The following is a 13219-nucleotide window of genomic DNA, read 5'->3' as shown; positions in this document are numbered from 1 at the left end:
AGCAGTTTTGCACGGAGGGCATCTGAATGGGACGGCAGTGGCGGGACGGGGCGGGCACTCTGGTCGTGGTCGGGCAGGGCGGCGACGGTGTGTGCGTTCCGCTGGAGATCGCGAGCTCTTACCGTGCGCGTGCCAAAGGGCTGTTGGGGCGCGACTCGGTCGACGGGGCGATGCTGCTGAGCCCCGCCAACAGTGTGCACACGTTCCGGATGCGGATGGCCATCGACGTGGCCTACCTCGACCGGAGGCTCGCCGTCATCGCCGTGCGCACGATGCGGCCGGGCAGGCTGGGGCTGCCCCGGTTGCGGGCGCGGCACGTGCTGGAGGCCGAAGCAGGGGCCATGGCCGGGTGGGGGCTGCGAGTGGGGTCCTGGGTCGAGGTCGAGGGGGGAACGCGTCGGTGAGTACGCGGCCGCGGGGCGGTGCGCCGTATCAGGGGGCCTCGTGCGTTGGCTGAGGCATCTTCGTCAGTCTCACGACGTGGTCATCCACACCGCCCGAGCCCTTGCGCGGGAAGGTCAGGACCACTGTGCCCCTTTCGGTGCGCACGATGACGTCGCCGTCGTGGTCACTGCCCCATCCGCCGACCGTGGTGTAGCTCTTCGACAACGCGGCTGACGCCTGGCTCGGCACGTCTGGCACGAGATACGGCTTGTCCACGAGGTCTTCGCTGTCCACACCGTCAGAGATGACGGTGAGGCCGCTGGAGTCCAGCTTCCACCGGCCCGAAAGGCCCAGGACCGTCTCCGACCACCTGCCGTCGGAGGTGATCGTGAAGGTCCCCTCGTGGCCCCCGGTCATCGTGGCCGCCCAGTCGCCGACGGCGTAGTCCCGGAGCGCCCGCCCCACGGGGCCGCCACCGGAACCATGGCCGCTGCACGCGCCGACCGCGGCCGCCGTGGCGCCCACCGCCAAACACCGCAGCGCTTCTCTGCGTCCCATCAGCCTCAGTACGTCAAGCGTTCTCATGCTCCCCCACACACACCCACGCGTCGGCTGCTCCTTCGCTCGATGCCGTGTCGCCCGCCGGCCCGCTTCACTGTGACGCGGATCGACGTCCCGGTCCTCAGCGGGGAGTGCAGGGGTGTTTGTCGTGGAGTGCAGTCCGGGCTTCGGTCGGGGAGATGCCGTATGCCTCGCGGAAGGTGCGGCTGAAGGCGGCGGGGTGGCGGAAACCCCATCGGGCAGCTATCTCGCCGATCGTGCGGTGCCGTAGGCGGGGGTCGCCGAGGTCGGTCCGGGTGTGTTCGAGTCTGCGGCGGCGGATCGTGGCGCTGACCGTTTCCGGCTCCTCCTCGAAGAGGACGTGCAGCAGGCGTGTCGAGATGTGGTGATGGGCGGCCGTCGCCGCCGGGCCCAGGTCCGGATCGTGCAGGTTGTGGTCGATGTAGGCGCTTATACGGGCGAGGAGTACCCGCCTGCGGCTCTCGACCGGTAGCGCCGGAGGTGTGTCGAGGCGGGCGGCGAGAAAGGTGACCGCGAGTTCCAGGGCCGTGGTTCCCAGGCGGCGCAGCTCCGTCGGACCGCAGTGCGCGGCGTTCTCCCGTAATCCGGCCAGGTAGGCGGTGAGCAGCGCGCCCGAACCGGTGCGGGCTGGCAGCGGCGTGGCCACCAGGCGGTCCGTCTTGTCGCCGGGCAACGGCAGGGCGGCTCGGGGCAGCCGCAGCACGCTCACCCGCGAGGGGCGGCCCTGATCCTGGAACTCGCAGGCCAGCGGCTGTGAGGTGTCGAACAGGGCCACGTCTCCCGCGCGGAGGAGGGCGTTGTTGCGGCGCTGCTCCAGGCCGATCGGGCTGCCGTGGACGAGGAAGAGGTAGTAGTTCTCCGGGTCGGACGCGCGGATGTGGTCCGGGGTCCGGCGCGCCGACATCGGGGAGAACGAGAAGGCCGAGAAGTCGGTGTCCGCCAGTTCCAGCATGGTGACCTCGCCCTTGAAGCGGTCTGCGTGTTCGCTGGCCATCGACACCGGCATCACCGCCCGGCTGACCATGTCACCCCACCAGCCGAACCCCTCCGGGCCGCTCACGCTGTCCGTGGAGAGGAACACCGCAGCCTCCCCCGTTCCGGTCTGCTCCATCGCTGCCCCCACCGCGGTCGCTCGTCTCCCGGCATTGTCCGCCGCGGTCCGGCCCCGCGGGAGCGCTCGGCCGGTCAGTTCCGGCGGTGGTGCGCCGATCGTCAAGGAAGTCTGCACGCTCGGCCGAGGACAGGGGATGCGGGTGTACCCGACGGTAGTGAGCCCGATCGGTGACAGAGAGGCTCGGTAGGAGATTTGAGCGGTTCGGGTAGCGGCGCCTCGCCAGGGCGGCGGATGGGGGAGGTGGCGGCCGTGGTCTCGGCGATCACGGCCGTCGCGGGGCTCCTCCTGGCGGTCTTCGGGATACCTCTGGTCGGGAACTCTTCGCCGATCGGTCGGAGCGTGGCGAACTCCGGCTCGTCTTCCGATGCAGCCCCAGCCGCGTCGTCTTCGGTTTCCGATGCGGCTTCGGATGCGGCTACGGAAACGGGTGCGGCTTCGGATACGGCTTCGGGTGCGGCTTCCTCTGCGGCGCCCTCTTCGATGGTGCCTTCGGCTTCGGCTTCGGCTTCGGCTTCGGCCTCGTCCTGCTCGTCGTCTCTTCCCAAGGGGTGGCGGCGGGTCGAGGTTTCCGCCCTGACCGTCTGCTTCGGTCGACCGGACGGATGGGGCAAGAAGCCCGCCAGTGAGCTGCAGAGCTCTTGGGGTTCCCCGGACGGCGTGTACGACCTGACCGTCAAGCGGGACAGGACCTACGGCTCAACCGCTCGGGCGGCCTCCGCGGGGCAGCTGGACTGGTATCGCGACACCTCCGAGTCGTCGATGGCCGATGTGGAGGTCACCACGCACAAGACGCGCCAGAACGGTCGGGACGCTCTCTGGCTGGAGATCGACTACCACTGGGAGAAGCAGAGCGAACCGCGCAAGCGCCTGGAGGTCTTCGTCGCCGGGAAGGCAGGCTACGTGTACCAACTGCTGGTCGACACCGAGGCGACCTCGCAGCGGCTGGCCGAGCAGTCCCGCCTGTTCGCGGCCGCACGGAAGAGCCTGCTGATCGACGTCACCACGGGGTGACGTACGCGAGGGGAACTTCCTCAGGGCGAGACGATGTGGAGGAGCGCCGTGCCGTCCGCGCCCGTCGTCGCCTGGATCACCACGGCGTCGGGCCGCGGGCTCGGGCGGGTGCTGTCGAGGGTGCCGCAGGAGTTGCCGCTGCCGCGATCGCGGAGGTAGGTGAGGCAGCCTTGGCCCGGGCCGCCAGCGCCGCCCCTGGACCGGGTGTTGCCGGACTTCACCTCGTACTCGATCTCGTTCGGGCCGACGGTCGTCACCGAGAGCGTTGCCCGCCCGTCGTCGCCTGGTCCCCGGAAGTGGATGGTCACGGGCTCGGTCACCGTGATCTCGCAGTTGCCGTCGGTGCAGGCGCTGACGTCGGTGCCGTCCGGTGGTGCCGAGGAGGGGGGCGCCGGTGCGGGGCGGGAGGTCGTGGGGCGGTCCCGGGGGGTCCGGGGTGGCGCGTCGTCCGCCTCGTCGGTGCTGCCGCACGCGGTCGTCGTGAGAGCCGTCAGCGCCGCGAGGGCCATCAGGGCGGTTCGGGTGGGACCTGGGCGGGTGCGCATTCGGTGCCTCATGGGGCGTCAGGGCTCCGTGCGGGGGAAGGAGACCTCGACCCTGCGGTTCTTCTTGCGGCCGGCCTCCGTCGAGTTGTCGGCGATGGGGTACTGCTCGCCGTAGCCGCGGACCTCGTAGGTGATGCCGGCGTCGTTGAGGGTCTGGGACAGGACGTCGTGTACGGCGTTGGCGCGGCGCTTGGAGAGTACGTCGCCGTGGGCGGAGGAGCCGAGGTCGTCGGTGAAGCCGAAGACGCGGACCCTTGTGGCGTTCTGGGTCCTGATCTCGTCGGCGATGCCTCTGATGCGGGACTTCGCCTCCGCGCCGAGCTTCGAGCTGTCCTTGCCGAACAGCACCTCGGCCTGGAGCGCGAGCGTCACGCTGGTGTTGGTGTCCTCGCGGCGTTCGTCGCCGCTCTGCTCTTCCACCACCGACTTGATGTCCAGCACCTTCGCCTGCGCGAGGGTGGCCCCGTCCGGGAGCTTCAGGTCGGGGTCGTTGGGGTCCACCTCGACGGGGGCGGAGGCGGAGGGTTCCGTGCCCGGGGGGTCGTTGGGGTCGTCGTCGGCGTGGGCGGTGGTGGTGCCGTAGACGGTCGTGGCGAGCATGAGGGTGACTGCGGCCAGCAGGCGCGGGGGTGAGGTCATGTTGTGCCTCACCCGGAGATCTCGACGGTGCCGGTCGTGAACATCGGCAGCTGGAGCGTCACCTCGGCCGTGTCGGCGGGGGGTGCGGGGAACTGCATGAATACCGGGAGGGACTCGCCCGCCTTCAAGGCAGGGAAGTTGGTGGTCGTGAGTGGCCGCCCGTCCGTGTCACGCAGCACGTAATAGCGCTTCTTGCCCTTGGAATCCACCAACGTGGCACCACCGAGAGAGCTGCCGTTCCGGATGATCTCGGTCTCGTTCCCACTCAGCTGAGCGGGGACATTGACCGTCTTCTCACCATCGTTCCTCAGGTCGCCACTGATCGTGATGAAACCTCCCGCATCCCGCTCTGCGGCGGTGATCTTCAGGAACAGGCCACTGGGTCCTTTCACCTCGGCCAGCGCCTCGCCCGAATCGCTTTCCTGAGCGTCCGGCTTCGACTCGCTGCTCTTGGAAGCGGCCGTCGACGACTCCGGCTTGTCGTCATCGCTTCCGCCTCCACCACCACAAGCCACCAGGCCGAAGGCCAGCACGATGGCAACGGGCCATGCGGGCAGCCCTCCTCGTGCCCTTGTTGTGAACCGAATGCTCATGACTCGCTTCCTTCGTCCTCGTCGTTCGCTTGTCAACTATCAGCCAGATGAACGTCGAACAGATCCTCGGGCTTCGGCAGGTTCGAGAGATCGTCCGGAGTCAGGTCCCAGTCCTCGCCGCCCTTACAGGCAAGGCTCGGCAGCGCGTCGCCTTCGGTATCCTCGGCGGGCGGCTTGGGCGAGCAGCGGGCTTCGATGACGGCCGTCGCACTCTCCGTCGCCTTCTGATCCTCTGTGCCCGGCACGATGGTGTCGCCGACGGTGTCATTGGTCTCGGCGGAGACTCTGTAGCCCAGGAGGCCATCCGGTTCGCAGTCCACCCTCGCGTCGTTGCGCGCCGCCAGTTCCTGGGCGCGCCAACAAGCGTTGGGAAACGCCGTCTTCCCTTCGAAGATGTCCTGCCAAGAGGCCGGGTCTCGGACGTTGTCGAGCCACTGGTCCGCGAGGCTGTCCCGGGTTTCGAGAGCCGCCGCGAGCGCCGCAGCGTCTGCTGCCGTCTGCGCCTGGTTACGAGTTCCCGCAGCCTGGCCGACCGCGAAATACGCGAGCGCGAGAAGGAGCAGGCCCCCTACCACCGTGATGTAGATAGGGAAAGCCTGTCCGGCGTCGTCACATACACGCGGCGACGTCAACCGCCGGTGACCTCGGTGATCTTGTCTTTGATGGCGTTGTAAATCGTCTGCCCGATGTCCGTCCCCGTGATCGCCAGCACGATGGCCACCACCACCGCGATGATGCCCAGGTACTCCACCGCCGTCTGGCCCTTGTCGTTGCGGGTGGGGGTGTGGGTGTGCAGGTATGCGGCGACGGTGTGCAGCCAGTTGGTCATGGTGTTCCCCTCCAGGTTTGGCGAAGCCGTGTTCCTCGTGCGGGTGGGCGGCGGCGATCTGTTGGCCGGTCGTGCCGGACGTCAGGGCGTCCACGATCTCCACCTCCCTTGCGCTCGGTTGGGACCTCGACCTGTCGGGAGTACCAGGTAACGACTGTCCCACAATGGATTGCAAATGCGAAAGGTATTGCGGCGAAGTGAGGCCAATGGGTCGTTGGATGCCGGTAGTTGTCGTCTCCTGTTCATGTGCAGTCGCACTCCCCTACTCGCCCGTGATCGTTCCGAAGTCCGTCCCCGAGCCCAGGATCAGGCCGGCGCCGAGGAGGATCATCGTGGCCGGGACCATGAACGTCGTGATCATCAGCGTGGCCTTGGGGACCGCGCGGGCGGCCTTGCGGCGGGCGTTCTGGGCGTCCGTGCGGCGCATGTCCTTGGCCAGCGAGACCAGGGTGTCGACGATGGGGGCGCCCAGTTCCTCACCCTGCTGGAGTGCCGTCACGAACATCGCCACCTGCTCGGAGTCGTTGCGCCGGCGCAGCTCCGTGAAGGCCTCCCGGCGGCTCATGCCGAGGTCCATCTGGCGGAGTGTGATGCGCAGTTCGTCGGCCCAGGGACCCTCGTAGCGCGTGGACACCCGGTCCAGGGCCTGGCGGAAGCCCAGGCCCGCGCTGACCACGACCGCGAGGACGTCCAGGAAGTCGGGGAGCGTGCGCTCGATGACGTCCTTGCGGATGCGGATCGCGGACCAGATGCCCACCTCCGTCCAGAACGCGCCGAAGGCCAGGAGGAGAAGGGCCACCAGGTACTGGCCGCGGAGGAGGAAGACCAGGAAGCCGAGCGCGCCCAGGAAGCCGTAGACCGCGCGGCGGGCGGCGTAGCGGTCGATGGTGAGGCCGCCCGGGTTGCCGGCCAGGTCGATCCTGCGGCGGTACCGGGCGACCAGGGCCGGGCCCATGAGGCGCAGTACCGCGGGGGCGTAGCGCATGCCCATGCGGTCGATGAGGGAGTGCGCCGCGCCGGTGCGGGTGGCGCCGACCTCCAGGGCGAGGGCGAGGTCGTCGGGGAGTTTCGCCTCCGCCCGGTACATGCGGATGCCGGCGAAGACGCCCCAGACGGCCAGTGCCATGAGGAGGGCGAGGAGTATGCCGGGCAGTTCCGGACCCATGTCCTTGTCTCCCCCCTCTCAGACGTCGATGCGGGACAGGCGGCGGATGAGGACGAAGCCGACGGCGTAGAGCGCGAAGGCGGTGATCACGGCGGCCTGGCCGGCCGGGGAGCCCGTCATGCGTTCCAGGGCGCCGTCCTTCACCCCGTTCATCAGGAGCAACGAGCCGATGCCCAGGACGGGGACGGCGTACGACGTCATCGTGACCTGGGAGAGCTGGGTGCGGACCTCGCGCCGGGTCTCCTTGCGTTCCTCCAGGGTCTCCGTCAGGTTGCGCAGCGCGCCGACCACCTGGCCGCCGGCGCGGTTGGAGAGCACGAGGGTGGTGACCAGGACCACCAGTTCCCGGGAGGGGAGGCGGCCGGCGAGTTCACCGAGGGCGTCGTCCATCGAGGCGCCGATGGCGAGTTGGTCGGCGACCTTGCCGAGTTCCTCGCCGGCCGGGGCCTCCAGCTCCTCCGCGGCCATGCCGATGGCGGTGCGCAGGGCGAGTCCGGCCTGGGTGGCGTTGGCGAGGATGCGGGCGAGTTCGGGGAGCTGGTTGATGAACTTCTCGATGCGTTTCTGGCGCTGCCAGTTGAGGAACTGGACCGCTGCGCCGATGCCGAGCAGGCCTGCCAGGGGGCCGAAGAAGGGGGCCAGCGCGGCCTGGCCGATCAGCCACAGGCCCGCGACCGTCGCCAGCATGTACGCGAAGAACTCGCCGGGGGTCACGTCCAGGCCGGTGGCCGACAGGCGCCGTTCCAGGTTCCGGCCGAGCTTGGTGCGGCGCAGGCGGCGGTCCAGGGTCGGGAAGCGGCGTCGGCGCCCGGCCGCCGGTGCCTGGCCGGTCGCGGTGAGGCGGTCGACCAGGGCCGCGCGCTGGGCCTTGCCTGCGGCGTAGGAGTGCAGGCCGACGACCGCCAGGACGCAGGTCAGCAGCGTGATGCCGGTGGTGAGCGTGACGAGCGTGTCGAGTTCCGGTTCCATCGGGCGGTCCTACCTGGCTTCTCGGGTGGTGAGCTGGTCCGGTGTGTGGGCCACGCCGAAGACCTGCGGGACGGGCTGACCCGCCATGTAGAGGCGTTCGGCGGTGCGGTGCGGGAGCGGGTGGTACTCGTACGCGCCGATGACGCGGCCGTCGCCGCTCATCGGACGGGCGTTGAAACGGGCGACCGTGGCCAGCCGGTACGGCTCGCCGCCGTGGCTGGCCAGCAGGGCGATCTCGGTGATGCGGCGGGCGCCGTCGGCGAAGCGGGTGAGCTGGATCAGGACGTCGACGGAGCTGTTGATCTGGTCGTGCAGGGCGACGAAGGGGATTTCCACGTCCGACATCGAGGCCAGGGTCTGCAGCCGCATCAGGGCGTCCTCGGCGCTGTTGGCGTGGACGGTGGCCAGCGAGCCGTCGTGGCCCGTGGACATGGCCTGGAGCATGTCCAGGGACTCACCGCCGCGCACCTCGCCGACGACGATGCGGTCGGGGCGCATGCGCAGCGAGTTGCGGACCAGGTCGCGGATGGTGATGCGGCCCTGGCCCTCGACGTTCGGCGGACGGGACTCCAGGCGGATGACGTGCGCCTGCTGGAGCTGGAGTTCGGCCGAGTCCTCGATGGTGATGATGCGGTCGGACTCGGGGATGAGGCCGGAGAGGGCGTTGAGGAGGGTGGTCTTCCCGGTGCCCGTCGCGCCCGAGACGATGATGTTGAAGCGGGCCTGCACGAGACCGGCCAGCAGGTAGAGCATGTTCTCGTCGAGCGAGCCGAGGCCGATCAGCTCCTGGAGGGTGAAGGAGCGCGGGAAGCGGCGGATGGTGAGGGTGGCGCCGGTGAGTGAGAGCGGCGGGATGATGACGTTGACGCGCTCGCCGGAGGGGAGGCGGGCGTCGACCATCGGGTTCGACTCGTCCACGCGGCGGTTGACCGTCGAGACGATGCGCTCGATGGTCTGCATCAGCTGGTCGTGGGAGGCGAAGCGGATCGGCAACTTCTCGACGCGGCCCGCGCGTTCGACGAAGATCGCGTCGGGGCCGTTGACCATGATCTCCGTGATCGAGGCGTCCTCGAGGAGCGGTTCCAGGATGCCGAGGCCGAGCGCCTCGTCGACGACCCGGCGGATCAGCTGCGACCGTTCGACCGTCGAGAGGACCGGGCCCTCGCGGCTGATGATGTGTCCGAGGACCCGCTCCAGGCGGGCCCGGCGCTCGGCCGTCGCGAGGGCGCTCATCTCGGCGAGGTCGATCTCCTCCAGGAGTTTGGCCCGGTAGGAGGCGACCAGGTGTCCGTCCTCGCCCCGGCTGCCGTGCTCCTCGGGGGAGTGGATGCGTGCGCGCAGGCTCATGCGTCCTTCGCTCCTCGGTCAGTGGTCCAGCGGCATGGTGGCGGTCCTGGTGGCGGGGTCGAAGTCCCAGCCGGGGACGATCGAGGGGATGTCGACGGTCGCGGTGACCGTCACCTCGTCGCCGCCGTACGACGCCGGGCAGCGCGTGCCGTCGGCCAGCCAGCTGCTGACGGCCGACGCGCACGCCGTCTCCGCGCTCTCCCGGAGCGAGGCGCTGCGGGCCCCCGCGCGGGCCGCCGTACCGGCCTGCTGGGCGGTGTACGCGATCAGGCCGAGCTGTACGACGGCCATGCCGACGAGGACCAGGATCGGGAGGAAGCCGAGGTACTCGATGGCCACCTGGCCGCGGTCCCCGGCTCGCGCCCCGCGGCGGTGCGGCATCCCGGTCGGCTCCTTCCGGCGGGAGTACGGCATCTCAGTCGCCCTCCTCTTCCACGGCCCCCGCGTGGCCGTGCACGGTGAACGGGACGCTGAGGGTGCCCGGGAAGAGGAGGGGCACCTCGATGCGCACGTCGGCGGTGACGTAACCGCCCGCGGTGCCGCAGTCCACACCGGCACCTCCCTCCCACGCACCAGGCAGCTTGTCCAGGCCCGCCTCCTGGCAGGCGCCCTGCCGGGCCCCGCGCTCGGCCGCGGTCGCCGCCCGTACCGCCTCGTCCGCAGCATTCCCCGCGAGCGTGTACGTGTATCCCACGAGCACGAGCTGCCACAGCACCACCAGCGTCGCGATGATCACCGGCGTCATGCCGAGGAACTCGATGGTGACCTGACCGCTGTCCCGGGCGCGGTCCCGCCCGCGTAACCCGCTCATCCGGCACCGTCCTTCCGGCGCCGGAAGCCGGACGCGCCCCGGTCGCTCCGGTCGCCCCGCTCCCCGCGGAAGCGGCCGTGTCCCTTCCGGCCCCCGTCGGACACGCCGGCCAGGCCCAGTTCGCCCGCGAGGGTCCACAGGGCCTGTTTCACGGTGCTCCTGCCGTCCAGTTCGTGGACCCGGCCCGCGTCCACGGCGCCCTGGAGTTCCTTGAAGTTCGCCGGGACCGTGGTGGCGGCGATCGCCGTGCCGGTGATCTTCTGGATCAGCGGGGGCTGGATCTCCGTGCCCCGGGTGTGCCGATTGACGACCACGGTCGTCTCCTGCGCCTTGCGGATCTGCAGCCGCTCCCACATCCGCACCGCGCGCTTGGCGCCCCGTACGGCGACCACGTCCGGGGTGGTGACCAGCAGCGCCGTGTCGGCCGTCTCCACGGCGGCCGCGCCCGCCCCGCCGAGCTGGGCCCCGCAGTCGACGACGACGACCTCGTACCGGGCGCGCAGGGCGGCGACGATCTGGCGGGCGGCGCGGTCGGTGACCTCCTCGCCGCGTTCGCCCTCGCCGGGGGCGAGCAGCAGGGCCAGGCCGCTGTCGTGGCGGAAGACGGCGTCGGCCAGGACGCGCGGCGAGAGGTCGGTGATGGCGGCCAGGTCGGCCACGGAGCGGCGGAACTGGACGTCCAGGTAGGAGGCGACGTCGCCGGTCTGGAGGTCCATGTCGAGCAGGGCGGTGGACCGGCCGGACGCCTGAGCGGCCAGGGCGAGTTGGACCGCGGTCAGGGTGGCGCCCACACCGCCCTTGGCGCCGCTGACGGTGACGACGGTGCCGCCGGTTCCGGTGAACACGTCGACGGCGCTGCCGAGGTGCCGGCGTACGCCCACCGACCACTGGGCCACCGCCTGGACGCGGCTGGCGAGTTCCTCGTAGCCGAGCGGGAGGGCGACCAGGCCGCGGGCGCCGTGGTCCATGGCGGCCTGGAAGAGGCCGGGGCCGGGGTCGGAGGTGACGAGGATGACGCCGACGGCCGGGAAGCGGAGGGCGACCTCGCGGATCAGTTCGAGGGCCGGGACCGGTCCGATGCGCTCGTGGACGACGACGACCTCGGGCAGTTCGTCGACCGACTCGGCGGCGAGGCGGGCGAGGGTGTCGACCAGCTGGGTGGAGTCGGTGACCGGGGCGACCGGTTCGGCGTCCGGCAGCTGGCTGAGCAGGGTCGTGAGGGACCGTACGGCGTCCGGGTCGCCGACTGCCGGGAGGATCCTCGTGGCCATACGGCTCTCACTTGTCCTTCGCGAGTTCGTACGTACGGTCCTTGTCGGGGACCGCGGTGTCGCTGCCGGGGGCCACCAGCGCGAGCCGGACGCGCCGGGCGAACGACTCGGCGTAGGTGATGCGCTGGGCGTCGATGGTGGACAGGGCGAAGGTGATGGGGACGGCGTCGGTGGGCTCGCGGTCGCGGCTGTCCTCGTCGGGTTCGAGCGAGGTGAGTTCACCCACGTCGATGACCTTGGCGCCGGTCACGATGATCTTCGACTGGTCGGGGTCGCCCTCGCGCGGGCCCTCGAAGGTGGCGTACACGTTGACGGTGGAACCCGGGGTGATCTTCCCGGCGACGCCGGTCGCCGCGTCGATCATGATGGCGACCTCCTGCTGCCCGGGCCGCAGGGCGGGCGTCTCGACGATCATGTCCGTCTGGAGCAGCGAGCCCGCCTTCAGCGTGGTCACGGCTATCTTTCCGCGGACCTGGGACAGGTCGGTGACGGCGTTCTCGGACAGCCAGCGCTCGGGCATCTCGACCTTCTCGAACTGCGTCGCGCCGAGCTCGGTGTAGGGCTCGATGTCGGACTTCACCCGGTACGCGGTCACCTCGGGGCCGACCTTGGACTTCACGTCGTTGACGACGGACAGCACACCGGCGAAGGCGCCGAGGGCGCAGAGGACCGACAGGATCAGCAGGATGATGCCGCGGCGCTGACGGGAGTTCATGGGCCGTGCAACCTCATTGGGGGGGTCGGACGTCCGGTCGGACGGACGGGGTGGACGGACGGCGTGGACGGACGGCGTGGACGGACGGCGTGGACGGACGGCGTGGGCGAGGGCGGGCGGACGCGGGCGGGGCGCTACGGACCTACCCAGTCAGGGCTCGTCTCTCACGACGGCGGCCGAGGGCGGGATCGCGGCGGTGGCCGAGCGCGCGGTCCCGGCCGCCGTCGGCGCCGCCGTCGTCGTAGACCGGTGGTGTCGCGGAGCAGAACACGCAGCGGTCGCCGATGACGTCGATGCCGCACCAGTGGCAGGTGCTCCGCCGTACGGACGTGACGAGTTGGTAGAGGACCGAGAGGTCGGGGAGGTACGCGCAGAACTCGGTCAGCCGCCCCGTCCCCCACCAGGCGGCGGACTCGGCGGGCAGGGCCGTCTCGCGCAGCCCCTGGACGTGCCAGGACGGGGCGAGGGTGCCGGTGACCCAGTCGGACGGGTGCTGCCCCTTGGCGACCAGCAGCCAGGTGCCGAACTCGGGTCCGGCGAGAACGGCTTCGGGGCCGACCTTCACCAGTTGCGGCACGGGGTGGGCCACGACGCCGAACTGGCTGCCGGGCACCCAGGACCTGGCGTGCGCCTTCAGACCCACGGGGACGTGGTCGAGCCGGGCGACGGAGCCGAGCAGGGCACCGGCGTGGATGTAGTGGGTGAGCAGCCGGCCGGCGGAGGCGAGGACACCGGGGCTGAGGTCGCAGGAGGCCAGCTGGCGCAACTGGCGGGCCAGCACCGCGATGCCGAGCGGCGGCAGGGGCGGCCGGAACAGGGCGATGCGGTCGGTCTCCAGGAGGGCGCGGACGGTGTGCAGGCGGCGCTCCACGCTCGCGGGGACGGCCTGGGAGCACACCACGATCACGTGCCCGTGCTGGTCGACCAGCGTCTGCAACTCGGCCAGGACGTGCTCCAGGGGGCGCCGGTCGACGTCCTGGAGCACGGCCGCGGGCAGGGTGCGTTCGTCCTGTGGCGGCAGTGCCAGGTCGGCACTGGTCACGGCAATGGCAGTTGGCACGCGCGGCTCCCCGTCTCCCATGCCCGTCGGCCCGCCGGTGTTACTCCGGCACACCCGGATGACTTCACTGCGTGACTACCTGAGCACTGTATCCACGCGTCTGTGACCGGAGAACAGCGTTTCTCCAGCCTGTGGAACAACTTGTGTTGCACAAGACGCGCCAAAACAGGGCAGGTTGAGCATT

General features: G+C 70.4%; 17 protein-coding genes. 2 read left to right on the top strand and 15 right to left on the bottom strand.

The window, feature by feature from the left end; genetic code table 11:
* Positions 1-26 precede the first annotated feature (26 nt).
* Positions 27-404, top strand: a complete 378-nt coding sequence (locus tag ACFYZ3_RS07995; protein WP_388514666.1) for a DUF192 domain-containing protein — start codon at positions 27-29, stop codon at positions 402-404.
* Between the two features lie 28 nt (positions 405-432).
* Here ACFYZ3_RS07995 and ACFYZ3_RS07990 read toward each other — a convergent pair whose 3' ends face one another.
* Positions 433-942, bottom strand: a complete 510-nt coding sequence (locus tag ACFYZ3_RS07990) for a hypothetical protein (protein ID WP_388514665.1) — start codon at positions 940-942, stop codon at positions 433-435.
* A gap of 124 nt (positions 943-1066) precedes the next feature.
* Complete coding sequence (locus ACFYZ3_RS07985) at positions 1067-2077, bottom strand: helix-turn-helix domain-containing protein (RefSeq protein WP_388514664.1); 1011 nt, start codon at positions 2075-2077, stop codon at positions 1067-1069.
* Positions 2078-2737: 660 nt separating this feature from the next.
* On the opposite strand from ACFYZ3_RS07985, the gene ACFYZ3_RS07980 reads away from it, so the two are divergent.
* A complete protein-coding gene (locus ACFYZ3_RS07980; protein ID WP_388514663.1) occupies positions 2738-3091 on the top strand; it encodes a hypothetical protein in 354 nt (117 codons plus the stop codon).
* A 20-nt stretch (positions 3092-3111) separates the two neighbouring features.
* Here ACFYZ3_RS07980 and ACFYZ3_RS07975 read toward each other — a convergent pair whose 3' ends face one another.
* The 13 genes from ACFYZ3_RS07975 to ACFYZ3_RS07915 form a co-directional block, all read right to left on the bottom strand.
* On the bottom strand, positions 3112-3648 hold the full coding sequence (locus ACFYZ3_RS07975) for a hypothetical protein (protein WP_388514662.1): 537 nt from the start codon (positions 3646-3648) through the stop codon (positions 3112-3114).
* Positions 3649-3654: 6 nt separating this feature from the next.
* A complete protein-coding gene (locus ACFYZ3_RS07970) occupies positions 3655-4275 on the bottom strand; it encodes an OmpA family protein (RefSeq protein WP_361003610.1) in 621 nt (206 codons plus the stop codon).
* Between the two features lie 8 nt (positions 4276-4283).
* On the bottom strand, positions 4284-4868 hold the full coding sequence (locus ACFYZ3_RS07965) for a hypothetical protein (protein WP_388514661.1): 585 nt from the start codon (positions 4866-4868) through the stop codon (positions 4284-4286).
* Between the two features lie 32 nt (positions 4869-4900).
* On the bottom strand, positions 4901-5500 hold the full coding sequence (locus ACFYZ3_RS07960) for a pilus assembly protein TadG-related protein (RefSeq protein WP_388514660.1): 600 nt from the start codon (positions 5498-5500) through the stop codon (positions 4901-4903).
* Positions 5497-5697 carry a Flp family type IVb pilin gene (locus ACFYZ3_RS07955; protein ID WP_161376422.1) on the bottom strand — a complete coding sequence of 67 codons (201 nt, stop codon included), beginning with the start codon at positions 5695-5697 and terminating at the stop codon, positions 5497-5499. The genes ACFYZ3_RS07960 and ACFYZ3_RS07955 overlap by 4 nt, the downstream gene beginning before the upstream one ends.
* A gap of 262 nt (positions 5698-5959) precedes the next feature.
* Complete coding sequence (locus tag ACFYZ3_RS07950) at positions 5960-6862, bottom strand: DUF5936 domain-containing protein (protein ID WP_361003599.1); 903 nt, start codon at positions 6860-6862, stop codon at positions 5960-5962.
* Between the two features lie 18 nt (positions 6863-6880).
* Positions 6881-7831 carry a type II secretion system F family protein gene (locus ACFYZ3_RS07945; protein WP_388514658.1) on the bottom strand — a complete coding sequence of 317 codons (951 nt, stop codon included), beginning with the start codon at positions 7829-7831 and terminating at the stop codon, positions 6881-6883.
* A gap of 9 nt (positions 7832-7840) precedes the next feature.
* Complete coding sequence (locus tag ACFYZ3_RS07940; RefSeq protein WP_388514657.1) at positions 7841-9178, bottom strand: CpaF family protein; 1338 nt, start codon at positions 9176-9178, stop codon at positions 7841-7843.
* An 18-nt stretch (positions 9179-9196) separates the two neighbouring features.
* On the bottom strand, positions 9197-9592 hold the full coding sequence (locus ACFYZ3_RS07935; protein ID WP_388514655.1) for a TadE/TadG family type IV pilus assembly protein: 396 nt from the start codon (positions 9590-9592) through the stop codon (positions 9197-9199).
* A 1-nt stretch (position 9593) separates the two neighbouring features.
* The gene (locus tag ACFYZ3_RS07930) at positions 9594-9989 is read right to left on the bottom strand and encodes a TadE/TadG family type IV pilus assembly protein (RefSeq protein ID WP_388514654.1); all 396 of its coding nucleotides are present in this window, start codon (positions 9987-9989) and stop codon (positions 9594-9596) included.
* On the bottom strand, positions 9986-11260 hold the full coding sequence (locus ACFYZ3_RS07925) for a CpaE family protein (protein ID WP_388514652.1): 1275 nt from the start codon (positions 11258-11260) through the stop codon (positions 9986-9988). The genes ACFYZ3_RS07930 and ACFYZ3_RS07925 overlap by 4 nt, the downstream gene beginning before the upstream one ends.
* Positions 11261-11267: 7 nt before the next feature.
* Positions 11268-11975: a Flp pilus assembly protein CpaB gene (gene cpaB / locus ACFYZ3_RS07920; protein WP_361003583.1), complete on the bottom strand. Its 708-nt coding sequence runs from the start codon at positions 11973-11975 to the stop codon at positions 11268-11270.
* Between the two features lie 142 nt (positions 11976-12117).
* Complete coding sequence (locus ACFYZ3_RS07915; RefSeq protein ID WP_388514651.1) at positions 12118-13056, bottom strand: hypothetical protein; 939 nt, start codon at positions 13054-13056, stop codon at positions 12118-12120.
* Between the last annotated feature and the right edge of the window lie 163 nt (positions 13057-13219).

This window comes from Streptomyces sp. NPDC001599, assembly GCF_042893535.1.
GTDB lineage: Bacteria > Actinomycetota > Actinomycetes > Streptomycetales > Streptomycetaceae > Streptomyces.
This window is presented reverse-complemented; position numbering and strand designations above follow the sequence as displayed.

Coding starts and splice junctions, on each gene's coding strand:
- ACFYZ3_RS07995 (WP_388514666.1), top strand. CDS start 27: ATGGGACGGCAGTGGCGGGACGGGGCGGGCACTCTGGTCGTGGTCGGG.
- ACFYZ3_RS07990 (WP_388514665.1), bottom strand. CDS start 942: ATGGGACGCAGAGAAGCGCTGCGGTGTTTGGCGGTGGGCGCCACGGCG.
- ACFYZ3_RS07985 (WP_388514664.1), bottom strand. CDS start 2,077: ATGGAGCAGACCGGAACGGGGGAGGCTGCGGTGTTCCTCTCCACGGAC.
- ACFYZ3_RS07975 (WP_388514662.1), bottom strand. CDS start 3,648: ATGAGGCACCGAATGCGCACCCGCCCAGGTCCCACCCGAACCGCCCTG.
- ACFYZ3_RS07970 (WP_361003610.1), bottom strand. CDS start 4,275: ATGACCTCACCCCCGCGCCTGCTGGCCGCAGTCACCCTCATGCTCGCC.
- ACFYZ3_RS07965 (WP_388514661.1), bottom strand. CDS start 4,868: ATGAGCATTCGGTTCACAACAAGGGCACGAGGAGGGCTGCCCGCATGG.
- ACFYZ3_RS07955 (WP_161376422.1), bottom strand. CDS start 5,697: ATGACCAACTGGCTGCACACCGTCGCCGCATACCTGCACACCCACACC.
- ACFYZ3_RS07950 (WP_361003599.1), bottom strand. CDS start 6,862: ATGGGTCCGGAACTGCCCGGCATACTCCTCGCCCTCCTCATGGCACTG.
- ACFYZ3_RS07945 (WP_388514658.1), bottom strand. CDS start 7,831: ATGGAACCGGAACTCGACACGCTCGTCACGCTCACCACCGGCATCACG.
- ACFYZ3_RS07940 (WP_388514657.1), bottom strand. CDS start 9,178: ATGAGCCTGCGCGCACGCATCCACTCCCCCGAGGAGCACGGCAGCCGG.
- ACFYZ3_RS07935 (WP_388514655.1), bottom strand. CDS start 9,592: ATGCCGTACTCCCGCCGGAAGGAGCCGACCGGGATGCCGCACCGCCGC.
- ACFYZ3_RS07930 (WP_388514654.1), bottom strand. CDS start 9,989: ATGAGCGGGTTACGCGGGCGGGACCGCGCCCGGGACAGCGGTCAGGTC.
- ACFYZ3_RS07925 (WP_388514652.1), bottom strand. CDS start 11,260: ATGGCCACGAGGATCCTCCCGGCAGTCGGCGACCCGGACGCCGTACGG.
- cpaB (WP_361003583.1), bottom strand. CDS start 11,975: ATGAACTCCCGTCAGCGCCGCGGCATCATCCTGCTGATCCTGTCGGTC.
- ACFYZ3_RS07915 (WP_388514651.1), bottom strand. CDS start 13,056: ATGGGAGACGGGGAGCCGCGCGTGCCAACTGCCATTGCCGTGACCAGT.